24 protein-coding genes and 1 pseudogene are annotated in these 22,497 nt (G+C 68.4%); 13 read left to right on the plus strand and 12 right to left on the minus strand.

The annotated features are described in order from the left end of the window. Position 1: 1 nt before the first annotated feature. Together OCL97_RS14930 and OCL97_RS14935 are read right to left on the minus strand one after the other, a co-directional pair. Positions 2-559 (minus strand): ActR/PrrA/RegA family redox response regulator transcription factor, encoded by a 558-nt coding sequence (locus OCL97_RS14930; RefSeq protein WP_304776132.1) that lies wholly within the window; start codon positions 557-559, stop codon positions 2-4. 92 nt (positions 560-651) lie between these two features. Next, the gene (locus OCL97_RS14935) at positions 652-2,034 is read right to left on the minus strand and encodes an ActS/PrrB/RegB family redox-sensitive histidine kinase (RefSeq protein ID WP_377370707.1); all 1,383 of its coding nucleotides are present in this window, start codon (positions 2,032-2,034) and stop codon (positions 652-654) included. A 54-nt stretch (positions 2,035-2,088) separates the two neighbouring features. Here OCL97_RS14935 and OCL97_RS14940 point away from each other — a divergent pair, with 54 nt between their 5' ends. The 3 genes from OCL97_RS14940 (at position 2,089) to OCL97_RS14950 (ending at position 4,878) form a co-directional block, all read left to right on the plus strand. After that, positions 2,089-2,676, plus strand: coding sequence for an SCO family protein (locus tag OCL97_RS14940; protein WP_377370708.1), 588 nt, complete (start codon positions 2,089-2,091; stop codon positions 2,674-2,676). Positions 2,677-2,802: 126 nt separating this feature from the next. Further along, on the plus strand, positions 2,803-4,083 hold the full coding sequence (locus OCL97_RS14945; protein WP_377370709.1) for a polyhydroxyalkanoate depolymerase: 1,281 nt from the start codon (positions 2,803-2,805) through the stop codon (positions 4,081-4,083). A gap of 57 nt (positions 4,084-4,140) precedes the next feature. Further along, positions 4,141-4,878: a M48 family metallopeptidase gene (locus tag OCL97_RS14950; protein WP_377370710.1), complete on the plus strand. Its 738-nt coding sequence runs from the start codon at positions 4,141-4,143 to the stop codon at positions 4,876-4,878. A gap of 383 nt (positions 4,879-5,261) precedes the next feature. Here OCL97_RS14950 and OCL97_RS14955 read toward each other — a convergent pair whose 3' ends face one another. Further along, positions 5,262-7,211, minus strand: a complete 1,950-nt coding sequence (locus OCL97_RS14955) for a transglycosylase domain-containing protein (RefSeq protein ID WP_377370711.1) — start codon at positions 7,209-7,211, stop codon at positions 5,262-5,264. Between the two features lie 298 nt (positions 7,212-7,509). Here OCL97_RS14955 and OCL97_RS14960 point away from each other — a divergent pair, with 298 nt between their 5' ends. The 10 genes from OCL97_RS14960 to sugE all read left to right on the plus strand — a co-directional run bounded on the left by OCL97_RS14960 (position 7,510) and on the right by sugE (position 15,141). After that, complete coding sequence (locus OCL97_RS14960; protein WP_377370713.1) at positions 7,510-7,848, plus strand: CC_3452 family protein; 339 nt, start codon at positions 7,510-7,512, stop codon at positions 7,846-7,848. Between the two features lie 164 nt (positions 7,849-8,012). Further along, positions 8,013-8,309, plus strand: a complete 297-nt coding sequence (locus tag OCL97_RS14965) for a PaaI family thioesterase (RefSeq protein WP_304776116.1) — start codon at positions 8,013-8,015, stop codon at positions 8,307-8,309. 194 nt (positions 8,310-8,503) lie between these two features. Continuing rightward, positions 8,504-9,058, plus strand: coding sequence for a F0F1 ATP synthase subunit delta (locus OCL97_RS14970; protein ID WP_305761058.1), 555 nt, complete (start codon positions 8,504-8,506; stop codon positions 9,056-9,058). Between the two features lie 6 nt (positions 9,059-9,064). Continuing rightward, the gene (gene atpA, locus OCL97_RS14975) at positions 9,065-10,600 is read left to right on the plus strand and encodes a F0F1 ATP synthase subunit alpha (protein WP_304776112.1); all 1,536 of its coding nucleotides are present in this window, start codon (positions 9,065-9,067) and stop codon (positions 10,598-10,600) included. Positions 10,601-10,611: 11 nt separating this feature from the next. Continuing rightward, positions 10,612-11,241: a pseudaminic acid biosynthesis-associated methylase gene (locus OCL97_RS14980; RefSeq protein ID WP_304776110.1), complete on the plus strand. Its 630-nt coding sequence runs from the start codon at positions 10,612-10,614 to the stop codon at positions 11,239-11,241. Between the two features lie 8 nt (positions 11,242-11,249). Then, positions 11,250-12,119 (plus strand): F0F1 ATP synthase subunit gamma, encoded by an 870-nt coding sequence (locus OCL97_RS14985; protein WP_304776108.1) that lies wholly within the window; start codon positions 11,250-11,252, stop codon positions 12,117-12,119. A gap of 19 nt (positions 12,120-12,138) precedes the next feature. After that, positions 12,139-13,698 carry a F0F1 ATP synthase subunit beta gene (gene atpD / locus OCL97_RS14990; RefSeq protein ID WP_304776106.1) on the plus strand — a complete coding sequence of 520 codons (1,560 nt, stop codon included), beginning with the start codon at positions 12,139-12,141 and terminating at the stop codon, positions 13,696-13,698. A gap of 5 nt (positions 13,699-13,703) precedes the next feature. Continuing rightward, entirely contained in the window at positions 13,704-13,970 is a 267-nt protein-coding gene (locus OCL97_RS14995) for an ATP synthase F1 subunit epsilon (RefSeq protein ID WP_304776103.1), read from the plus strand. Between the two features lie 93 nt (positions 13,971-14,063). Beyond that, positions 14,064-14,720, plus strand: a complete 657-nt coding sequence (locus OCL97_RS15000; protein ID WP_377370714.1) for a hypothetical protein — start codon at positions 14,064-14,066, stop codon at positions 14,718-14,720. A 94-nt stretch (positions 14,721-14,814) separates the two neighbouring features. Continuing rightward, positions 14,815-15,141 carry a quaternary ammonium compound efflux SMR transporter SugE gene (sugE, locus tag OCL97_RS15005; RefSeq protein ID WP_377370715.1) on the plus strand — a complete coding sequence of 109 codons (327 nt, stop codon included), beginning with the start codon at positions 14,815-14,817 and terminating at the stop codon, positions 15,139-15,141. 52 nt (positions 15,142-15,193) lie between these two features. On the opposite strand, the gene OCL97_RS15010 is transcribed toward sugE, so the two are convergent. The 9 genes and pseudogenes from OCL97_RS15010 to OCL97_RS15050 all read right to left on the minus strand — a co-directional run. Then, a complete protein-coding gene (locus tag OCL97_RS15010; protein ID WP_304776097.1) occupies positions 15,194-15,967 on the minus strand; it encodes an alpha/beta fold hydrolase in 774 nt (257 codons plus the stop codon). Next, positions 15,967-16,458, minus strand: coding sequence for an RNA pyrophosphohydrolase (locus OCL97_RS15015; protein WP_305338673.1), 492 nt, complete (start codon positions 16,456-16,458; stop codon positions 15,967-15,969). Before OCL97_RS15015 ends, OCL97_RS15010 begins: the two co-directional genes overlap by 1 nt. Positions 16,459-16,470: 12 nt before the next feature. After that, complete coding sequence (locus OCL97_RS15020) at positions 16,471-17,634, minus strand: divergent polysaccharide deacetylase family protein (RefSeq protein WP_377370716.1); 1,164 nt, start codon at positions 17,632-17,634, stop codon at positions 16,471-16,473. 116 nt (positions 17,635-17,750) lie between these two features. After that, positions 17,751-19,136 carry a S41 family peptidase gene (locus tag OCL97_RS15025; RefSeq protein ID WP_377370717.1) on the minus strand — a complete coding sequence of 462 codons (1,386 nt, stop codon included), beginning with the start codon at positions 19,134-19,136 and terminating at the stop codon, positions 17,751-17,753. 92 nt (positions 19,137-19,228) lie between these two features. Continuing rightward, positions 19,229-20,098, minus strand: coding sequence for a murein hydrolase activator EnvC family protein (locus OCL97_RS15030; protein WP_377370718.1), 870 nt, complete (start codon positions 20,096-20,098; stop codon positions 19,229-19,231). A 7-nt stretch (positions 20,099-20,105) separates the two neighbouring features. Next, positions 20,106-20,570, minus strand: coding sequence for a 23S rRNA (pseudouridine(1915)-N(3))-methyltransferase RlmH (gene rlmH / locus OCL97_RS15035; protein ID WP_377370719.1), 465 nt, complete (start codon positions 20,568-20,570; stop codon positions 20,106-20,108). Next, a complete protein-coding gene (rsfS, locus tag OCL97_RS15040; RefSeq protein ID WP_304776148.1) occupies positions 20,567-20,980 on the minus strand; it encodes a ribosome silencing factor in 414 nt (137 codons plus the stop codon). Before rsfS ends, rlmH begins: the two co-directional genes overlap by 4 nt. A gap of 74 nt (positions 20,981-21,054) precedes the next feature. Beyond that, positions 21,055-21,714 carry a nicotinate-nucleotide adenylyltransferase gene (locus OCL97_RS15045; protein WP_304776085.1) on the minus strand — a complete coding sequence of 220 codons (660 nt, stop codon included), beginning with the start codon at positions 21,712-21,714 and terminating at the stop codon, positions 21,055-21,057. A gap of 15 nt (positions 21,715-21,729) precedes the next feature. Further along, positions 21,730-22,497 (minus strand): annotated as a pseudogene (locus OCL97_RS15050) (aldehyde dehydrogenase family protein); the annotation flags it as partial.

Genomic DNA, 22,497 nt, shown 5'->3' on the forward strand with positions numbered 1-22,497 from the left:
TCTAGCGCGGCGCCCGTTTGGCGAGGATGCGTTGCAGGGTGCGGCGGTGCATGTTGAGGCGGCGCGCGGTTTCCGAGACGTTGTGGCCGCAGAGCTCGTAGACCCGCTGGATGTGCTCCCAGCGAACGCGGTCGGCGCTCATGGGGTTGTCCGGCGGGGGCGGGTTCTCGTCCTTGCGGGCCAGCAGGGCGCGGGCCACGTCGTCGGCGTCGGCGGGCTTGGAGAGGTAGTCGATGGCGCCCGACTTCACCGCGGCCACGGCGGTGGCGATGTTGCCGTAGCCGGTGAGCATGATGACCTTGGCGTCGGGGCGGGCGTCGCGGACGGCCTCCACCACCTTCAGGCCGGTGCCGTCCTCAAGCCGCATGTCGAGGACAGCATAGGCCGGGGCGAAGGTGCGCACCGCGGCCAGGGCCTCGGCGACGCTGCCCACCAGCACCGGCTCGAAGCCCCGCTGTTCGAGGGCGCGGCCAAGCCGGGTTCGCAGCGGCGCATCGTCGTCGAGCACAAGCAGGCTCTTGTCGGGAAGGGCGGCGATATCGGCGGAGAGATCTGTCATTACGCAACCCCGGATAGTCGTGTTTGTCAGTGTCGCCCTCTGCGGCATCATGTCGCGTTCGGGGGCCTGCGCAAGCGCAAACCGGACGTTGTTCAGACCAGGGGCGCCTCGATCCTGGCCCGCGGCCAGCGCGCGGAAACCACCGCGCCGCGCGGGCGTCCATTCTGGAAAGTCACCGCCGCCCCGGTTCGTTCCAGCAAGGTCTTGGCGATGAAGAAGCCCAGCCCCATGCCGATGTGGCCGGTGCGCGAACCCTCCGCGCCTGGACGGGTGGTGACATAGGGCTCCCCCAGCTTGGCCAGCACCTCGGGCGCGAAGCCCGGGCCGTCGTCGCGCACCTCCATGGAGACGCTGACGGCGTCGAAGCGGGCGGTGATCAGCACCTCCGAGGTGGCGAAATCGACGGCGTTCTCCACGAAGGAGGTGAGGGCGTGCAGCACCTCGGGCATGCGCCAGATGTCGGGGGACTGGACGCCGGCCGCCCCGGTGACGATGGCCTCGACCCGCACCCCCTTCACCCCGGCATGGGGCTCGATCACCTCATGGACCAGCTGCAGCAGGCTCATGCGCTCGTGGACCTCGTCGGAGGCCTCGGCCGGGGCGTCGGTGAGGCGGCGCAGGATCTCGCGGCAGCGGGCGGCCTGGGCGATCAGCAGGTCGGCGTCCTCCTTGACCTGCGGGGTGGGCGCCTCGCGGGCCAGCTCCTTGGCGACGATGGCGATGGTGGCCAGGGGCGTGCCCAGCTCATGAGCCGCGGCGGCGGCCAGGGCGCCGAGCGCCGAGAGCCGCTGCTCCCGCGACAGCACCGTCTGGGTGACGTCGAGGGCCAGGGCCATGCGGATGGATTCCTGCGCCGCCTGGCGCACGCTGCCGGCGATCACCCCGATGCCGGCGACATTGGCCGCCGCCGCCCCGATCATGAAGCTCAGGGGGAAGTTCATGGTGGCGCCCCCCGCGGCCGGGAGCGGCAGGTGGAAGAAGGCCAGGGCCACCGAAGCCCCCACCGCCGCGCCGCCGAGAATCAGCAGGGGCTTCAGCGGCAGGGTCGCGGCCGCCAGGGTGATGGGCGCGATGAGCATCAGGATGAACGGATTGGCGGCGCCGCCGGTGAGGAACAGCAGGATGCTGATCTGGGCGATGTCGAAGCCGAGCTGCGCCGTGGCCTCCCAGTCGGCCATCATCCTCTGGCCCGGAGAGGCCACCCCGGTGAGCAGGTTGATCCAGGCGGCCACCCCGATCAGGCCAAAACAGATGGCGTAAGGCGCCTTGAACCCCAGGAAGACCCCGCCGATCAGCAGGATGGCCACCTCGCCGAGGATCAGGGTCCAGCGCAGGGTGACGAGGGTGCGCATGCGCAACCGCCCGTGGCCGGCGCCGCGCATGTCCCAGGCCAGCTCGTCTTGCGCCTGGACCGGGCTTTGCCTATCGAGGCCGGTAGCCGGCCCCGACGGCGTCGGAGTTTTGACGGACGCCATTCGGGCAGGAGCATCCTGCAAGTCGCACCTCGTGACGAGACAAAAGGTTCACCCATGACCCGCCGCAACCTGATCGTGATCGCCGCCTGTGTCCTGGGGCTGATCCTGGGGGGCGCCCTGGCCTGGAAGAGCGGGGCCTTCAAGCCCGCGCCGGCCACGCGGGTGGGCGGACCGTTCCAGCTGGTGGACCAGACCGGCAAGCCGGTCACCGAGGCGGTCCTGAAGGGCAAGTGGAGCGTGGTGTTCTTCGGCTTCACCTACTGCCCGGACGTCTGCCCCTCCACCCTGCAGGCGATGGGCCTGGCGCAGGAGCGGCTGGGGGCGAAGGCCAAGGACGTCCAGTTCGTCTTCATCTCGGTGGACCCGGAGCGCGACACCCCGGCCCAGATGGCGACCTATCTGGACAACGATGTCTTTCCCAAGGGGACCATCGGCCTGACCGGCGCCCCCGCCCAGGCGGCGGCGGCGGCCAAGGCCTATCGGGTGTTCTACGAAAAGCAGGGGACCGGGGCCGACTACCTGATCAATCACTCGACCCCGAGCTACCTGATGAACCCGCAGGGGCGCTTCGACCGGGTCCTGCCCTTCGGGATCGGGCCCGACGAGATCGTGACCCAGATCTCCGCCGCCATGCGCGAATAGGAAGCTCTCCCTCCGGGGAAGGAGGGAAGCGTCACCGCGTCGCCACGCCGCAGGGTGGAACTCAAGAGGGCTAGACTCTCTTAAGCCTCAGCGTGCATGCTGCAATGCACAACGGGACCATTGCGTATGCTCTATACGATGTATGAAGCCGGCTACTACGCCGCCTCGCCGCTCCGGTTCGCGGCTCGCGCCGCACGCGGCTTCTGGTCGTCGCCGCTCAATCCGGCCAAGGACAGCGACCTGGGACGACGGCTGTTCGCCGGCGCCGACCTGTTCGCCAACCTGACCCGCCGCTACGGCCGCCCGGCCTGGAACGTCGATTCCGTGCAGATCGACGGCAAGGCGGTCCGCGTCACCCAGACCGAGGTCTGGTCCAGCCCCTGGGTGAAGCTCACCCACTTCAGCCGCAACATGGCCGACATGCGCAAGGCCGGCCGTCGTGAGCTGGAGCCGGCGGTGCTGATCGTCGCCCCGCTTTCGGGCCACTACGCCACCCTGCTGCGCGGCACGGTGGAGGCCTTCCTGCAGGACCACGAGGTGTTCATCACCGACTGGTCCAACGCCCGCGACGTGCCACTGCATGCCGGTCGCTTCGACTTCCACGACTACCTCGACCATGTGCGCGAGATGCTGCGCCTGCTGGGCCCGCGCCCGCATGTTGTCGCCGTCTGCCAGCCCGGGCCCGCCGTGCTGGCCGCCGCGGCCCTGATGGCCGAGGACAACGAGGACAGTCGCCCCGGCACCATGACCTTCATGGGCTCGCCCATCGATGCGCGGCTGTCGCCCACGGTCACCAACAAGCTGGCGGAGGAAAAGCCCTTCGCCTGGTTCAAGTCCAACATGATCGACACCGTGCCGGCGCCCTATCCGGGCCTGGGGCGGCGGGTCTATCCGGGCTTCGTGCAGCTCTACAGCTTCATGTCGATGAACGCCGACAAGCACCAGGACGCCCACAAGCAGTATCTGGAAGACCTGATGAAGGGCGACGGCGACGCCGCCGACAAGCATCTGGAATTCTACGACGAGTACCTGTCGGTGCTGGACCTGCCCGAGGAGTTCTACCTTCAGACAGTCGATTATGTGTTCCAGTCCTACCTGCTGCCCAAGGGCGAGCTGACGCACCGGGGCCGCGCGGTGCAGCCCGCGCTGATCAAGGACATCGGCCTGCTGACCGTCGAGGGTGAGAACGACGACATCTCCGGCATCGGCCAGACCCAGGCGGCCCACACCCTGTGCTCGGGCCTGCCCGAGGGGTTCAAGGAAGACTACGTCCAGCCGCACGTCGGCCACTACGGGGTCTTCAACGGCCGCCGGTTCCGCGAGGAGATCTATCCCCGGGTGCGGGCCTTCATCCGCAAGTCGGAAGCCGGTTTCGAAAAGACCCGCGACGCCGCCAACGCGGCCTGACCTCCTGTCTCGCGCGACGGGGCTCCCGCTGCGGGAAAAGCAGCTTAGATAGGGGTCATGTCCCTGTTCGGCCGCCCCCTGGCTGACGGCGACCGGCTGGATGTCGCCGGGGCCGTCGTCCGCCTGAAAGTCCATACCCGCGCCCGCCGCGTCTCCCTGCGCCTGGACCGCACCCGGCGCGAGGTGGTGGCCACCGCGCCCTCGGTCCGGCGGCTCAGCGAGGCCGCCGCCTTCGCCACGGAGCGCGCCTCCTGGATCGCCGCGCGCCTGGCCGAGCTGCCGCAGAGCCAGTCCATCGCGCCGGGCGTCACCATCAGCCTGTTTGGCCAGCCCTGCCGCCTGGAGAGCGCCGCCCACCCGGTGCGGTTCTTCCCGGCCACAGAGACTGAGCCCGCCCGAATCGCGGCCCGCGGCGAGGGGGAGACCTATGCTCGCGCCGTCGCGCGCGTTCTGAAGAAGCAGGCCCTGGCGACGTTCGCTGAGCGGACCGCCCACTATTGCGCGGCCCTCGGCGCCAGAATGCCGGCGGTGACGGTGATGGACGCCCGCGGCCGGTGGGGCTCATGCCGCCCGGGCATGATCGGCAAGCCGGCCTCGATCCGCTATAGCTGGCGGCTGGCCTTGGCCCCCTTCGAGGTGGCCGACTATGTGGTGGCCCACGAGTGCGCCCACCTCCTGGAGCTCAATCACGGCGCGGCCTTCTGGGCCCATGTGAAGGCCCTGGTGGGGGATGAACGCCCGCATCGCGCCTGGCTGCGGGCCGAGGGCGCGAGGTTGCACGCCTTCGGGGCCTAGACCCTTTCCGGATCAGGTTGAATCAACCTGATCGGATCAAAAGGGTCTATCTCCTTGAAGTTAGAGCATGTCCGGGTGGCGAACCGGCCCCCACTTGCGCCTGACATGGTCTAGGGAATCATCCTTCTCTCTTTTTTGGAGAAGGTGGGGGACGGAGACCGATCGGATACGGAGGCGCGCTCCGCTCGAGTTCTCCCTTGTTCGTGTGGTTCGTGTGGTTCGTGGACAAGCTTGTCCGGCCTCGCGGCGTTGAGGCGCTGAGAATTGGAACCACGAACCACACGAACATGGGTCAGACCGAAGTCCTCACATGACGTCGTCCCGGCTTTCGCCGGGAAGAGTGGAGTCACCGGGCACGCCGATGACCCTCGTCCGGCCGCCCCCTAGAACGGAATATCTTCCGCCGGCTGCCGTTCCGGGGGCGGCCCCGCGCCCGGGCCGTCGCCGGACAGCAGGTCGCCGATGGGGTCGCTGGCCGGGGCCGGGGCCTGGACCGGGGGCGGAGCCATGGTCCCGCCGGGGATCGCCTGGGTCTTCAGGCGAGGCAGGGCGGCGGTCATGAAGTCGCGCCAGATGCCGGCCGGGGCGCCGCCGCCGGTGACCCCCTTCATGGGGGTGTTGTCGTCGCGGCCCACCCAGACGGCGGTGACGAAGCCGCCGGTGTAGCCGACGAACCAGGCGTCGCGGTAGTCGCTGGTGGTGCCGGTCTTGCCGGCGATGTCGAAGCCGGCGACGCGCGCCTTGGTCCCGGTGCCGCTGGTGATCACCTGGCGCATCATCTGGTTCATGTACTGCAGGGCGGGAGAGCCGATCACCGAGCGGCGCGCGGACCTGTCCATCCCGTGGTCGTAGAGGACCTTGCCGCTGGCGGTGCGGATGCGCTCGATGCCGTAGCCCTTGGCCAGGTAGCCGCCGTTGGAGAAGGGGGCGTAGGCCTGGGCCATGTCCATGGGGCTGACCTCGACGGCGCCCAGCGCCATGGAGGGGTCGAGCTGGATGTGAGAGGTGATCCCCAGACGCCGCGCGGTGGCCGCCACATTGCCGGTGCCCACCTCATTGGCCAGGCGCGCGGCGACGGTGTTGATGGACTGGGCCAGGGCGGTCTGCAGGCTCATGGGGCCGAGGAACCGGCCAGTATAGTTCTTCGGCTCCCAGGTTCCGATCTTGAGCGGCTCGTCCACCACCGGCGTGGCCGGCGTGCGGCCCTGTTCCATGGCGGCGAGATAGACGAAGGGCTTGAAGGACGAGCCGGCCTGGCGCTGGGCCATGGTGGCGCGGTCGAACTGGCTGTCGGCATAGGATGAGCCGCCCACATAGGCGCGGATGCGGCCTTCGCCATCGATGGCCACCAGGGCGCCCTGGCCGACGCCCTGGGCCTTGGAGCCGGCGACCCCGCGGCGCAGGGCCTGTTCGGCGGCGGTCTGGATCGGCAGGTCCAGGGTCGTTTCCACCACCAGGTCCTCGGTGGGTTCGCCCACCAGGGAGCGGACCTGATCGTCCACCCAGTCGGTGAAGTACTGGGCGCGCTGGTTGGCCAGCACCGGGTTGACGCGGACGGGGGTCTTGAAGGCCTCGGCGCGCTGCTCCGGCGTGATGGCGCGGGTGCGGACCATCTCGTCCAGCACGATGGTGGCGCGCCGGGCGGCGCGGTCGGTGGCCGAGACCGGCGAATAGCGCGAGGGGCCCTTCATCATCCCGGCCAGCAGGGCGCTCTCGCCGATGGTCAGCTGGGAGGCGGGCTTGTTGAAGTAGCGCTGGGCGGCGGCCTCGATGCCATAGGCCCCGGCGCCGAAATAGACCCGGTTCAGATAGAGGGAGAGGATCTCCTTCTTGGAGAACTTGGCCTCCAGCCAGACGGCCAGGATCAGCTCCTGGGCCTTGCGGCGGTAGGTCTGGTTGGCGGTCAGGAAGAGGTTGCGCGCCAGCTGCTGGGTGATGGTGGAGCCGCCGCGCAGGGGGCCGCCAGTATGGGTCACATTATAGATGGTGGAGCGCAGGATGCCCCAGGGGTTGAAGCCCCAGTGCCAGTAGAACCAGCGGTCCTCGATGGCGATGAAGGCCTTGGGCACGTAGGGCGGCAGCTTGTCGAGGTCGACGGGGGGCGCGTACTGGCTGCCGCGCACCGCCACCAGGGCGCCCGATCGGTCCAGATAGGAGATCGAGGGCTGGCGCTTGACGTCATAGAGCTTGGAGGTGTCGGGCAGGTCCACCGCGAACACCGCGAAGAAGGCCACCAGGAAGATGAGGCCCCAGACCCCGATCACCGCGCTCCAGTAGAGAACGGCTTGGGCGGGTGTGCGAGGGGCCCTACGGGGCGACTGCGCATTGGCCATAGGGTCTTTGGTCCTGAAAGGGTCGTCCCGCTCGGGGCGACTGATAGCCCAGCCGCACCAAACACGCGACAAGATTGACGGGGTGTGAATGGGGCGCTTTCGGGACCGACCGCCCGACCTGTGCAATAACGCATAACGGCGTTGCGAAAAAAGCGATTGCGGCCGATCTTAACAGTGTTATCTTAGCGTTGCTTAGTTCGGAGCGCGCCAAGGGTGGGGATACCCGAGGCGGCCCACGGTCCGCACGGCCAGGTTCCCCCGGGGATCTGTTTTCTCCCCGAAACGCCTGGAGGGCTCCATGAAGCTCCAAACCCTTTCGGCCGCCTGCGCGGCCGCCTTCACCCTTTCCTTCGCCAGCGGCGCCCTCGCCGCCGAGCCGGTCACCGCCAAGCTGGCCAACCCGATCGCCGAAAAGACCAAGTTCATCGCCGGCGGCGCCGTCTTCCTCTGCCAAGCCGACGCCTGCGTCGCCTCGGCCCCGTCCTCGCAGACCTTCGCCGCCTCGACCTGCAAGGCCGTGGCCAAGAACGTCGGCGCGATCGCCTCCTTCGGCGTCGGCGGCAAGACCCTGGACGCCGACAAGCTGGGCGCCTGCAACGCCGCGGCCGCCCCGGCCACCCAGATGGCCGCCCAGTAGTCTCTATTGGCGGGGATGGGCGGCTCTCCCGTCCTTTCCCGCCGACCCGGCTCGCGGCGCAGCCTCCCAGCCGCTCCAAACTTTTCGTCGAGCCCAACTTCAGGGCGCCGGATATTCCCGGCGCCCTTTTTCTTTTGCGCGGGTCCGCTTAAGAGAGCGGCCACATGACCGACACGCTTCGACAAGACGCCGCCTTCCCGGGCGGCCCAGCCGCCGCCGCCTCGCTGCTGGAGCCCCTGCTGGCCGGCGCCGCGGGCGTGGGCGCGGAGCCTGTCTCTATCACCCTGGACTATGGACGCGTTCCGTCAGCGGGCGATCCGGTGACGGCGGAGGCCTGGATCGACCGGGCCACCCGCACCCTGGTCTTCGCCCACGCGCGCCTGACCACGGCGAACGGCGATCTCGTGGCGAGCGGTTCGGCGGTGTTTCGGCGGCAAGCGCCCGCCCTGGTCGCTGTTTAAATGAATTGGGACGGCTCTATACGGTCCGGTTTGGTTGCGGCCTGTAAAGTCGCGTGCTATCAGGCGCGCGGCTTCGGGCCAGGGTTTCCCAGGTCCAGCCGGCCAATGTGCTTTTCCAAGCGCTTTCAAGCCTTTAGGCCGCGGTGAGGGACACCTTATTCGCGGCTTTCGACACGCACGGGCGGACAAATTAAGTGGCGGACGATTCCAAGACTTCGAATGTGGGCGGCAGATATGCTCAGGCCCTCTTCGACCTCGCGACCGAAGACAAGAACCTGGCGGCCGTTGAGGCCGACCTGAAGGCGCTCAAGGCCATGCGCGCAGAGTCCAAGGATTTCCGCACCTTGCTGGCTTCCCCGGCCTTCAGCTCCGAGGACAAGAGCCGCGCGATCGCGGCCCTTTCGGCCAAGGCCCAGTTCAACAACACCACCCGGAAGTTCCTCGGCCTGATGGCCGCCAACGGCCGCCTCGCGGCGCTGCCGGCGGCGATCACGGCCTTCGAGGCCCTCTCGGCCAAGAGCCGCGGCGTCGTCGCGGCCACCGTCACCACCGCGGTCGCCCTGACCGCGGCCCAAGCCAAGGGCGTCGCGGCCTCGCTGCGCACCGCCCTGGGCAAGGACCCTGAAATCGAGACCCGTGTCGATCCGTCCATCCTGGGCGGTATCAAGGTGCGGGTCGGCTCGCGACTGTTCGATGCTTCACTTCGTTCGAAGCTCGATTCCCTCAAGTTCGCCCTGAAGAGAGCGTAAGAAGACATGGATATCCGCGCCGCCGAAATTTCGGCCATCCTCAAGTCGCAGATCGCCAATTTCGGCGAAGAGGCTGACGTTTCCGACGTCGGTCAGGTGTTGTCCGTCGGTGACGGCATCGCCCGCGTCTTCGGTCTGGACAATGTCCAGGCCGGTGAAATGGTCGAGTTCCCGAAAGCCGGGGTGAAGGGCATGGCCCTGAACCTCGAACGCGACAACGTCGGGGTCGTCATCTTCGGCGACGACCGCGCCATCTCGGAAGGCGACGAAGTCCGCCGCCTCTCGGAGATCGTGGACGTGCCGGTGGGCCGTGGCCTGCTGGGCCGCGTCGTCAACCCGCTGGGCGAGCCGATCGACGGCAAGGGTCCGATCACCAACGTGGCCGAGCGCCGCCGGGTGGACGTGAAGGCCCCGGGCATCATCCCGCGCAAGTCGGTGCACGAGCCCGTGCAGACCGGCCTGAAGGCCATCGACAGCCTGATCCCGGTCGGCCGCGGCCAGCGCGAACTGATCATCGGTGACCGTCAGACCGGCAAGACCGCCGTCGCCATCGACGCCATCCTGAACCAGAAGTCGATCAACGCCGGCGATGACGAGAGCGCCAAGCTCTACTGCATCTACGTCGCCATCGGCCAGAAGCGCTCCACCGTCGCCCAGATCGTCAAGACCCTCGAGGAGCGCGGCGCGCTCGACTACACCATCGTGGTCGCCGCCACCGCCTCCGAGCCGGCCCCGCTGCAGTTCCTGGCGCCGTTCTCGGGTTGCGCCATGGGCGAGTGGTTCCGCGACAACGGCATGCACGCCGTCATCATCTATGACGACCTCTCCAAGCAGGCCGTGGCCTATCGCCAGATGTCCCTGCTGCTGCGCCGCCCGCCGGGCCGCGAAGCCTATCCGGGCGACGTCTTCTACCTGCACTCCCGCCTGCTGGAGCGCGCTGCGAAGCTGAACGAGGATAACGGTTCGGGCTCGCTGACCGCCCTGCCGCTGATCGAGACCCAGGCCAACGACATCTCGGCCTACATCCCGACCAACGTGATCTCCATCACCGACGGCCAGATCTTCCTGGAAACCGACCTGTTCTTCCAGGGCATCCGCCCCGCCGTGAACGTCGGCGCCAGCGTGAGCCGCGTGGGCTCCTCGGCCCAGATCAAGGCCATGAAGACCGCCGCCGGCCCCATCAAGAGCGAGCTGGCCCAGTACCGCGAGCTGGCCGCCTTCGCCAAGTTCGGCTCCGACCTCGACGTCACCACCCAGCGCCAGCTGGCCCGCGGCGAGCGCCTGACCGAGCTCCTGAAGCAGCCGCAATACTCGCCGCTGACGGTCGAAGAGCAGGTCGCGGTGATCTATGCCGGCACCCGCGGCTACCTCGACACCATCCCGACCGCTCAGGTCGGCCGGTTCGAGGCCGAGCTGCTGAGCCACCTGCACGCCAAGCACCAGGGTCTGCTGGACACCATCCGGACGACCAAGGAGCTCAAGGGTGACACCGAGCAGGCTCTGAAGGACGCCCTGGCCGCCTTCGTCGCGACCTTCGCCTAAGGCCTGAGTCGATGGCCCCCGAGCCCAAAGCCCTGAGCGCCTGGTCCGGCGCGTTCGGCGATCGGTATACGGAGCGCAGTGGCGCTTCGGCCGACGCCGTTCGCGGCCGCGCGCGGGTATGGGCCGAGGTGCTGTCGAAGATGGAGGGCGACATGCCGGGAAGCGCCATCGAGGTCGGCCCGAACCTGGGCCTCAACCTGATGGGCATCGCGGCGCTGTCGGACATGGAGCTGTGGGGCATCGAGCCCAACGCTTCGGCCCGGGAGCGGCTTGTCGCCGACGGCGTCCTGCCGGCCGACCACGTGATCGAGGGCTTCGGCCACGCGATCCCGATGGCCGACAAGGCGGTCGACCTGGCCTTCACGTCGGGCGTGCTGATCCATGTGGATCCCAGCCTGCTCGAGGCGACGATGCGGGAAGTTCACCGGGTCGCCGCCAAGTACGTTTTTTGTTCTGAGTATTTTTCGCCGAAGCCGGAGGCCATTCCCTATCGCGGGGAAACCGACCTGCTCTTCAAGAACGACTTCGGCGGGCTCTACCTGGATATGTTTTCCGACCTGGTGCTGGTCGATTACGGCTTCTTCTGGAAACGGACGACCGTGATGGATAACTGCACCTGGTGGTTGTTTAGAAAGGTCTGAGGCGAGAAATGGCTAGCCTCAAGGAAATGCGCGACCAGATCAAAAGCGTGGAATCCACGCAGAAGATCACGCGCGCGATGCAGATGGTGGCCGCGGCGAAGCTTCGTCGCGCGACCGACGCCGCCCAGAACGCCCGGCCCTATGCCGAGCGGATCGCCACGGTGATCGCCAACCTGGCCGCGGGGGTCTCCGGCGACGGGGCGCCCAAGCTGCTGGTGGGCACGGGGCGTCAGGACCGTCACCTGGTGGTGGTGGCCTCCTCCGACCGCGGCCTGGCCGGCGGCTTCAACTCCTCGATCATCCGCGCCGCCCGCGAACGGATCAACGCCCTGCTGGCCGAAGGCAAGGACGTGAAGATCATCACGGTGGGCAAGAAGGCGCGCGACCAGTTCCGCCGCGTGTTTGGCGACCGCTTCGTGGCCACCTTCGAAGCCGGCGTGCCGGGCCTGGCCTCGGCCCAGCCCGTGGCCGACAAGATCACCGAGCTGTTCGAGACCGGCCAGGTGGATGTCGTGACCCTCGCCTTCAGCCGCTACAAGTCGGTGGTCGTGCAGACCCCGACCCTGACCCAGCTCATCCCCGCCCAGATCGCCGGCGCCGCCGCCACGATCGACCTCAAGGGCGCGGCCTACGAATACGAGCCCGACGAGGAGACCATCCTCGAAACCCTGCTGCCCCGGAACCTCACGGTCCAGCTGCTCTCGGCCATGCTCGAGAACCAGGCCGGGTTCTACGCCGCCCAGATGGCGGCGATGGACAACGCCACTCGCAATGCGGGCGACATGATCGCCGCCCTCAACCTGAAGAAAAACCGTACTCGCCAGGCGCAGATCACCAAGGAGCTGATCGAGATCATCTCCGGCGCCGAAGCGCTCTAGACTGAAAAGAGTTCAACCCATGGCTACGACCCCGAAGAAGCCGGCCGCCACCAAGGCCGCCCCCGCCCCGAAAGCCGCCGCCGCCAAGGCGCCGGCCAAGGCCGCCAAGGCCGTGACGCCCAAGTCGGTGGCCCCGGCCGCCGGCGTGGCCACCGGCCGCATCGTCCAGATCATCGGCGCCGTCGTCGACGTCGAGTTCGAAGGCCACCTGCCGCCGATCCTCGGCGCCCTGGAAACCACCAACACCGACCAGCGGACGGGCCAGCCCTTCCGCCTGGTGCTGGAAGTGGCGCAGCACCTGGGCGAGAACACCGTCCGCACCATCGCCATGGACACCTCCGAGGGCCTGACCCGCGGACAGCCGGTGACTGACACCGGCCGCGCGATCACCGTCCCGGTCGGCCCGGCCACCCTGGGTCGGATCATGAACGTCATTGGCGATCCCATCGACGAAGCCGGTCCGATCAACTCCCAGTTCTACGCCCCGATCCACCGTGAAGCCCCGTCCTTCGCCGAGCAGGCGACCTCGGCGGAAATCCTGGTGACCGGGATCAAGGTCATCGACCTGCTCTGCCCCTACACCAAGGGCGGCAAGATCGGCCTGTTCGGCGGCGCCGGCGTGGGCAAGACCGTGACCATGCAGGAACTGATCAACAACATCGCCAAGGCCTACGGCGGCTATTCGGTGCTGGCCGGGGTGGGTGAGCGCACCCGCGAAGGCAACGACCTCTATCACGAGATGATCGAGAGCAACGTCAACAAGCCCGGCGGCGGCGAAGGCTCCAAGTGCACCCTGGTCTACGGCCAGATGAACGAGCCCCCCGGCGCGCGGGCCCGCGTGGCCCTCACCGGCCTGGCCCAGGCCGAGTACTTCCGCGACGAAGAGGGCAAGGATGTGCTGCTCTTCATCGACAACATCTTCCGCTTCACCCAGGCCGGCTCCGAAGTGTCCGCCCTGCTGGGCCGCATCCCCTCGGCCGTGGGCTATCAGCCCACCCTGGCCACCGAGATGGGCAACCTGCAGGAACGCATCACCTCGACCTCCAAGGGTTCGATCACCTCGGTCCAGGCCATCTACGTGCCCGCCGACGACCTGACCGACCCCGCGCCCGCCGCCTCCTTCGCCCACCTGGACGCCACCACCGTGCTCTCGCGCGACATCGCCGCCCAGGCCATCTTCCCGGCCGTGGACCCGCTGGACTCCACCAGCCGGATCATGGACCCGCTGGTGATCGGCGAGGAACACTACAACGTCGCCCGCCGCGTCCAGGAGACCCTGCAGGCCTACAAGGCCCTGAAGGACATCATCGCCATCCTGGGCATGGATGAACTGTCGGAAGACGACAAGCTGGTGGTCTCGCGCGCCCGCAAGATCTCCAAGTTCCTCTCCCAGCCCTTCCACGTGGCCGAGCAGTTCACCAACATGCCGGGCATCTTCGTCAGCCTGGAAGACACCATCCGCTCCTTCAAGGCGGTGGTTGAGGGTGAGTATGACCACCTGCCGGAAGCCGCGTTCTACAATGTCGGCACCATCGAAGACGCGGTGGCCAAGGCCGAACAACTCGCGTCGGAAGCCTAAGCCTGATGGCCGGCAAGCTGCACTTTTCCCTGGTCTCGCCCGAGCGTGAACTGTTCTCGGGCGAGGTCGACCAGGTCGACGCGCCGGGCTCCGAAGGCGACTTCGGGGTGCTGGCCGGCCACGCGCCCTTCATGACCACCCTCAAGTCAGGTCGGGTGAAGGTGTATGACAACGGCCGCACCCTGGGCTTTGATGTCCAGGGCGGGTTCGCCGACGTGACGCCGGATGGTCTGACCATCCTGGCCGAGCAGGCGGTCGAGGTCGCACTTTAAGCAACGCCTCGCCGTCGCCGCATTGTCGCATTACGGGACTTGCGAGGGATGGATAGTTTGAGTGTGATAGAGCGCCAGTCAGGGGACCCGTCTATGCGTACCGCCATCATCAGTCTGCTCGCCGCCGGCATCGCCACCTCGGCGACCGCGCAAACCGCGCCGCCGGCCGCGCCGCTCCCGACGCCGCCCGCGGCCGACCCGAACGCCGCCGCTCCGATGGCCCCGGCGTCTCCGGCCACCGCGCCCGCCCCGGAACCCGAGAAGGTCTACGCCGTCCCCACCACCGGTGAGATCGGCCAGATCATCGACGTGATCAACCGCATCTGCGTGCCCCTGGTGCGTGGCGGCGACATCTCCAAGCTGGCCACCAAGAGCCTGGGCTTCAAGTTCAACCGTCGCGAAGCGACCTATACCCAGACCCTGCAGACCAAGCCCTACACCCTGACGGTCTTCTCGCCGGGGTCCAACAAGGACGTCTGCCGGATCGCCCTCAACTACACGCTGAACGGCGAGAAGCCGATCATCGTGGGCCTCAACATCTTCTCGCTGCTGCACCAGCCGGAACTGCTTCAGCAGCGCAACGACTTCGTGCCGGCCACCGACTACAAGCGCATCACCAACTCCTGGGAATACTTCACCGACCGCGAGTCGATCGGCCTGGTGTTCCTGCAGCTGAAGAAGCCCGACGGCTCCTCGGTCAGCGACAAGTGGGACATGGGCGAAGTGCTGTATTCGGAACGCAAGTTCTAGGCTTTCAGCCTCCCGCACCTATATGAGTTCAGGCGCTGGAGACGACTCCAGCGCCTTTCTCTTTCCGGGACGGCCCGGTCTTGGGAGGACAGCCATGGCCTGGCTCATCCTGTTCGTCGCCGGTCTCTGTGAAATCGGCTGGGCCGTCGGCTTGAAATACACCGACGGCTTCACGCGGCTCTGGCCCACGGTGTTCACCGGGGCGAGCCTGCTGGTGTCCATGGCCCTGTTGGGCATGGCGATGAAGTCCCTGCCCTTGGGGACCGCCTACGCCGTCTGGACCGGCATCGGCGCGGTGGGGACGGTGATCCTCGGGATCGTGCTGTTCAAGGAGCCGGCGACGGTGGCGCGCCTGGTCTGCGTCGGCCTGATCGTGGCGGGTATCCTGGGGCTGAAACTCTTCAGCTCGCCGCAGGCATAACTTAATTAAAACAATAGGGTAGAGCTTGAGCCCCAGGGGGCTGAGAACCACTTCACGCGGCGCCTGAAGTGGCCCGGCCGTCGACCTGTTCCAGCCAGTCCCAGGCCTGGGTGGCCACGTCCTGCCATCCGGTCTCCCCCAGCAGCCAGTGGCTCATGCCGGCCATCTCGACGTAGTCGGCGTCCAGGCGCTGGGCCGTCTGGCGGCCGGTCATCGGCGGGTGGACCACGTCGCGCTGCCCCACCATCACCAGGCAGGGGATCCCGATGCCGCCGGTTCCGACGCTGGTGGTCATGAAGGGGTCGAGCCACCAGTTCAGGGCCTCCCACAGCGCCCGGCCGCTCTCGGGGCGCAGGCGCTGGACCGTGGCCTCGCGCGCGGCCGACGGCATGCGGTCAAGGCTGTAGGTGCGCATCAGGGTGCGGTCGGGGCTGATGCTGTGGGTGAAGGCCGCTCCCATCATCAGGCCAAAGGCGGTGACCGCTTCTTCCATGGAGGATCCGGCGACGCCCCAGGGCGGCGAGGGAGCCAGGAGGATCAGGGCCTTGGGCGGCGTCCGCTTGGCCGCGAGCTGGGCCACCAGGCCTCCGAGCGAGTGACCGATGAGGATCGGGGGCTCGGGCAGGCCGGCGCACAGCTCGGCGATGTCCCTGGCGTAGTCGGTCATCGAGACGCCGGCGACGGCGCCTGGACGGTCATCGTCGCCATGGCCGCGCAGGTCCGGCGTCAGGACGGTGTGGCCGGCGGCCTCGAAGGGCCCGCGGAAGGCCTCGAAGGCCCAGCCGCCACAGAAGGCGCCGTGGACCATGACGATGGGCGCGGCCATCAGGCGGCGCGACCCGGCAGGCCCGCGAAATCGTGGAAGGCGGTGATCACCGCTTCATAGGTGGCCTTCTTGAAGGGCGCCACCAGGCCCGGCGCCTCGGCGAGCCGGCCCCAACGCCAGGCGTCAAACTCCGGATGTCCCTGGCCCCCGAGGTCGATCTCGGTCTCCTCGCCGTCGAACCGCAGGGCGAACCAGACCTGGCGCTGCCCCTTCCAGCCCTTGGCGATCTTGCTGCCGCTGTGGCCGGGGGGAAAATCATAGGCCATCCAGCCGTCGGTGCGGCCCAGCAGGGTGGTGGAGACGACCCCGGTTTCCTCGGCCAGCTCGCGCCGGGCGGCGACATAGAGATCCTCGCCGGCGTCGACGCCGCCTTGCGGGAATTGCCAGTTGTAGGGCTCGGGCGTGTTGACCCGGCGCCCCAGCCAGACGCGGCCGTCGGGGTGAAAAAGCACCACCCCCACGTTGGGGCGATAGGCGGCGAGGTCGTCCATGGGCGCGAGGTCTTATCTGCGAGTGGTCAGCGCCGAAGCGGGCGCAAGTTGGTAACCCCTAGACTCCACTGATTGTGCCCACTGCGCCACCTGAGTCAGCGTCACAGGGTATGCGAAACCCGATCCCAGAGCCTGGCCATGCTGCAGGGCGCCGGCTTCGAGGGACAGCAACTGCTGATCGATGGCCTCCACGGAGAGCTGGTCGTCGACGATGCGGTCGGCTGAGGCCCGTGGCAGGCCGCCGCCGCGCCGCGCCGCCGAACCGTCGTCGATGAAGGCCAGGCCGCGGCCGCGCAGGGCGCCGGTGAAGGCGGTCATGGCGCTGTCGGAGCCGACGAAGCGCGAGCCGAGATAGTTGGTCACCCCGAAATAGCCGGTGGCGCGGCTGAGCAGCCATTCCAGCTTCTTGACCGTCTCCTGGCCCTGGGCCTGGGCCATCAGGGTGTAAGGGCCAGGATCGTTGTCGGGATAGTCCACCGGCTCCATGGGGGCCTCCAGCAGCACCTCGTGGCCGTTCTGGCGGGCCAGGTCGATCCAGCCCTGCAGGCCGTCGGAATAGGGCACGAAGGACAGGGTGATCTCGGGGGGCAGGTTCTCGATGGCCTGGCGGGTCGCCGTCGCGTTCAGGCCGAGGCCGCCGATCACCAGGGCGACCTTGGGCCGACCATTGCTGGCGAAGGGCCGGGCATAGGCCTGGGCGGGCGTCTTGCCCCCCGGGCCGATGATGGGCAGCAGGCCGCCGGAGCCCTGGGCGGTGAGGCCCGCGATGGGGGCCGGCGGCAGGGGGTCGGCGGCGTGGAAGGCCTGGGCGCCGGGAACGGTGATCACCGCCTGGCCGAAGGCGGCGCCGGGTCCAAGCGGGTTCTCCGAGAGCCGGAAAGTGTCCGTTGAGAGAGTGGTTCCACCGGGGTTGTCGGCGGTCAGGGCCTCGCGCCAGCCGGGGGGCGCGGCCATTGCCGCCACCTTGGCCAGGCTGATGCGCACCACCGGGGTTCCCGCCTTGGGGTCGCCCATCAGGGTGACCAGGATCAGGGCCGCGGACATGAACAGGAAGGCCGCGCCGCCGGCGCCCACATAGGGGTTGGCGATGGCCTTGGCCAACAGCGCCTGGGCGTTGAGCCCCGGCGCTGGGGCGGCGGCGACCGTGACGAGCTTTTTCTTGGAAAACATAGGCATGACCACGCGAGGCTTCAGTCCGGAGCCTGAGGGATCATGGTTAATGAAGGGCTACTTTTCGCCGCGCCGCAGCATGGCGAAGGGCCGCAGGCGGCGCCGCAGCGCCGCCTGGGCGATTACTTGGCGACCGGCTTGGGTTCGAGCTTGGGCAGCTTGGAGACCACCTCGGCCATCTTGGCGGTGGGCTTGGGCAGCTTGGGCGTCGCGGCCACCGAACCATAGCGCAGGACGTCCTTGGCGCGGGCCAGCTGGAAGTCCCCGGTGGTGGTGTTGAAGTCGGCTGGCGGAGCCTCGGCCGGCTCATGAGCGCCGATGCGGGTCTTGCCTTCCTCGGCGTTCAGGGCGTTGCGGAAGGACGCCTCGCTGAACTGGAAGGCGCGGTTGGCGATGGACTGGGCCTCGTCACGGGTCTCGGCCACTTCCAGGTCCGGCTGGATGCCGGTCTTCTGGATGGAACGCCCCGCCGGGGTGTAGTAGCGCGCGGTGGTGAGCTTCAGCGCGCCGTCCACGCCGCCCCGCAGGGGGATGACGGTCTGGACCGAGCCCTTGCCGAAGCTGGTGAGGCCCACCAGTTCCGCGCGCTTGCGGTCCTGCAGGGCGCCGGCGACGATTTCCGCCGCCGAGGCCGAGCCGGAATTGATCAGCACCACCACCGGCAGGCCGCCGGTGACGTCGCCGGCGCGGGCGTTGTAGCGCTCGACGTCGCGGGGATCGCGGCCCCGCTGGGAGACGATCTCGCCGCCATCCAGGAACAGGTCGGAGATGCCGACCGCCTGGTCGAGCAGGCCGCCGGGATTGTTGCGCAGGTCGAGGATCAGCCCCTTCATCTTGGGGTTCTTGGCCCTCAGGTCGACGATGGCCGCCTCGGCCTCGTCGGTGGTCTTTTCGTTGAAGGCCGAGACCCGCAGATAGCCGTAGTCGCCCTCGAGCTTGGCGGTGGCGGACTTGGGCTTGATCACCTCGCGGATCAGCTTGACGTCAAAGGGATCGGTCTTCTCGCGGGCGATGGTCAGGGTGACCGGCTCGCCGGGCTTGCCGCGCATCTGCTTGACCGCGTCATTGACCGACAGGCCAAGCACGCTCCCGCCGTTGACGGCGGTGATGAAGTCGCCAGCCTTGACCCCGGCCTTGAAGGCGGGCGTGCCGTCCATGGGCGAGATCACCTTGACCACGCCGTCCTCGCTGGTGACCTCTATGCCCAGGCCGCCATACTCCCCGCGCGTCTGATCGCGCATGTCGTCGAAGCTCTCGGGGTTCAGGTAGCCGGAGTGGGGATCGAGCGAGGTCAGCATGCCGTCGATGGCCGCCTCGATCAGTTTCTTGTCGTCGACCTCGGTGACGTACTGACGCTCTACGGTGTCCAGCACGTCGCCGAACAGCTCGAGCATCTTGTAGGTCTTGGCCCGCGGCTGGGACGAGGCCAGCGCCTGCTGGCTGACATAGGCCATGGACCCCGCCCCGAGGACGAAGGCCGAAACACCGATCAACAGATACTTGCGCATAGACTAGGCCCTAGGGCTCCCTTGCGGCGGAATTGAGCCGCTTAACCGCTTCACGTCCCCATCAGAACCCCACAGGGCTCCATAGTCTTCACTTAGCCAGCGGTCGGTCTCAAGCCGCTTCCGCCCGTCATCCAGCGCCCCGGATTGACCGGCGCGCCGCGTTCCCGGACCTCTAGATAGAGTTCCGGAGGCGATTGTCGCCCATCGGCCATCCATCCGACAGGCGATCCCGCCGCGACGGATTGTCCGACATCGACGTTCACCCGGTCCAGGCCAGCCAACACCACATGGTATCCACCGGCCAATCTTAAGATCAAGATCACACCCCAGCCCTTCACCGGGCCCACATATTGGACAAGTCCGCTGTCGGGCGCCGCGACTTTCGCCCCAGAGGCGGTCTGGATGGTCAGGCCGTTGGCCTTGCCGCCGCCCGGGACCGCCTGTCCGAAGCGCCGGGTGACGGGGCCGTCGGCCGGCGCCATCAGGGCCTTGGGCGCGGTGACCTCGCCGTCGTCCTCCTGCAGGGGGGTCTGGTCGCGGAGACCTGGAGGCTGGATCAGCCGGGCCTCGGCCAGCTGGCTGTCGGCGGTGAACAGGGCCTCGCTGGCCACGGCGGCCAGGCGGCGCTGGCGGGCGATCTCTCCCGCCTCGGCGGCGTAGAGCCGGGCGCGGCGCTGCAGCTCGGGCGTGATCGCCTTGACCAGGATGGCGGCGCGGACCGCCGAGACGGCGTCGTCGGGGCTGACCAGCAGGGCGGGCGGCGGATCGCGGCGGAACTGCTCCAGCACGGTCAGCAGGCGCGCCAGGCGGTTGAGGTTGCGACCCTGCTCGGCGGTGAGCACGGTCTCTCGGACATTGAGGCTCTGCAGTTTGTCGCGCTCGCTGACCGCCGCCACGGCCACCACGCCCGCCGCCAGGCTGGCGAGGGCGCCGATCACGAAGGCGGGGCGGAGGCTCTGCAAGGGCGCGTCAGTCTCTGTGATAGGGGCCGCCGGCCAGGATGGTGACCGCCCGATAGACCTGTTCGGCCAGCATGGCGCGGGCCAGGGCATGGGGCCATGTCTGCGGCCCGAAGGCCAGCCTGCCGTTGGCGGCGGCCACCAGGGCCGGGTCGAGGCCGTCGGCGCCGCCGATCATGAAGACCAGGCGGCGCACCCCCTGGTCCCGCAGCCTGGCGATCTCGGCGGCGAAGTCACGGGACGCGCGCGCGCCGCCCCGCTCATCGCAGGCGATGACGTGAGCGTCGGTCAGGTGCGGGCGAAGGACATCGGCCTCGGCGGCCTTGCCGGGTTTCCTGGCTTCGACCTCGACCACCTCGACGGGGCCGAGCCCCAGGGCGCGGCCGGCCGCGGTGGCGCGGTCCACATAGAGCTTCACCAGCTCGACCTCGGGGGAACGGGCCAGACGCCCGACCGCCAGGATCGTCAGCTTCAAGTGAAGGCGATGTGGGCCGAGTCCACCGACCAGATCTTTTCGATGTTGTAGAAGGAGCGGACCTCGGGACGGAACAGGTGGATGATCACGTCGCCAGTGTCGATCAGCACCCAGTCACAGTGGGGCATGCCCTCGACACGCACCTTGCCGTAGCCCTCGTCCTTGAGGGCGCGCAGCAGGTGATCGGCCATGGCGCCGACATGGCGGTGCGAACGGCCGGAGGCGACGATCAGGCCGTCGGCCACCGCGCTCTTACCCTTCAGGTCGATGAACACGACATCCTGGGCCTTGTCGTCGTCGAGACGCGCCAGGATCAGGTCTTCCAAAGCGCTGATGCGACTCTGGGGATCGGTGGAAACCTCGGTGGAAACCGCGGTTTCGTGCGCACTCGGCGCAGGGTCAGGGCTCAGCGGGGTAGCTCCTTTTTTGCCTCGCTAAAAGGCCTCATATCACGATTGCGCGGAAAGGGGCAGTGCGCGTGCGATCACGATCTTGAGCCGCCCATCCGCGCCCGCATGGCGGTGGACGAGAGGAAGTTGAGGGGACCGGTGAGGAACACCCAGCGAGGCGGCTGGGTCCCCGCCAGGATGGGCCCCTGGCTGGCAGGGCGGCGCGCATGGCTGAACCGTTGCGCGGCGGGCGAGAAGCGGCTTCTCAGGGAGATCCAGGGCCGCGAGACTACGGCGACCGGTGCGCCGCCCATGATCTGCGTCCAGCCGCGCCAGCGGTGGAAGCTGGCCAGGCTGTCGGCGCCCATGATCCAGACGAACTTCACCCCCGGATAGCGGGCCTTCAGCACCCGAAGGGTGTCGATGGTGTAGGTGGAGCCGATGGCGGTCTCGGCGTCGGAGACGATCATCGCCCGGCCGCGAGCCACCTTGCGCACCCCGGCCATCCGCTCGGCGAGGCTGGCGGTCTCGCGGCTGGATTTCAGCGGGTTCTGCGGCGAGACCAGCCAGATGACGCGATCCAGCTTCAGCCGCTTGCGCGCGGTCTCGGCCACGTGGGCATGGCCGGCGTGGACCGGATTGAACGAGCCGCCATAGAGCCCGACCCGCATGCCCCGCGTGAGCGTGAAGCCCAGGCGCAGGGTCGCGGGCCGGCCGGCCTCAGGGACGCGCCGGGCGGGTCCGGCGAACCACATGGGCTTCACTCTGGATCAAAACCGCTTCGCCGTATCGGGATTGCGGTCGAGGTTGAGGTCGGTCTGGCGGACCCGGGCGCGGACGGTGAACACTCCGTCTCCCGCCAGGACCCCGCCGCGGGCGAACAGGCGGCCATGCTCCCAGTTGGAGAGGCCGAGTTCGGGGCGGTTCAGGGCGTACTGGCCGTCCACCCAGCGGGTGAAGCCGTCGCCGGTGAAGGGGGCGTCGATGGCCGCGTAGAAGCGGTCGTGGGCCTGGGCGTCCTGCGAGATCAGGCTGGCGGCGAAGCGGGGGCTGTAGCGGTTGAAGAGGTCGACAGCCTGGGCGGCGTCCTCGACAATCATCAGGGAGACCTCAGGGGTCTCCTCCCACTCCCACTCCCGGCCAAGGTCGCCCTCGGCCAGCCGTTCCACCAGGGGCTCCTCGCGCTCGCCCTCGGCGCGGGCGACGGTGACCCGGGCGTCGCGCCAGGCGGTGGGGATGTAGCGTTCGCAGCCCTCCACCACATGCAGCTTGGCGCCCTTGCGGCGCTCGCCGGCGGCCTGCAGGGCGCGCAGGAAGACGGGGACCAGCTCCTGCGCCCGCTCGCGCACGATGCAGCAGACATTCAGGGTGTTGCAGACCTTGCGGTCCAGGGAGTGGTAGGCGGCGGCCTCGAAGCGGTTGGCGTCTGCGGCGACATCGGCCACCATCCAGGCGCCCCCCGTGCCGTGCAGGCTGACCGGGGTCCCGGCCTGGCGGGCGATGGCGCCCAGCTGGGCCACGGCGGGGCCGGAGCCTCG

It is taken from the genome of Phenylobacterium ferrooxidans (genome assembly GCF_042714595.1).
GTDB lineage: Bacteria > Pseudomonadota > Alphaproteobacteria > Caulobacterales > Caulobacteraceae > Phenylobacterium > Phenylobacterium ferrooxidans.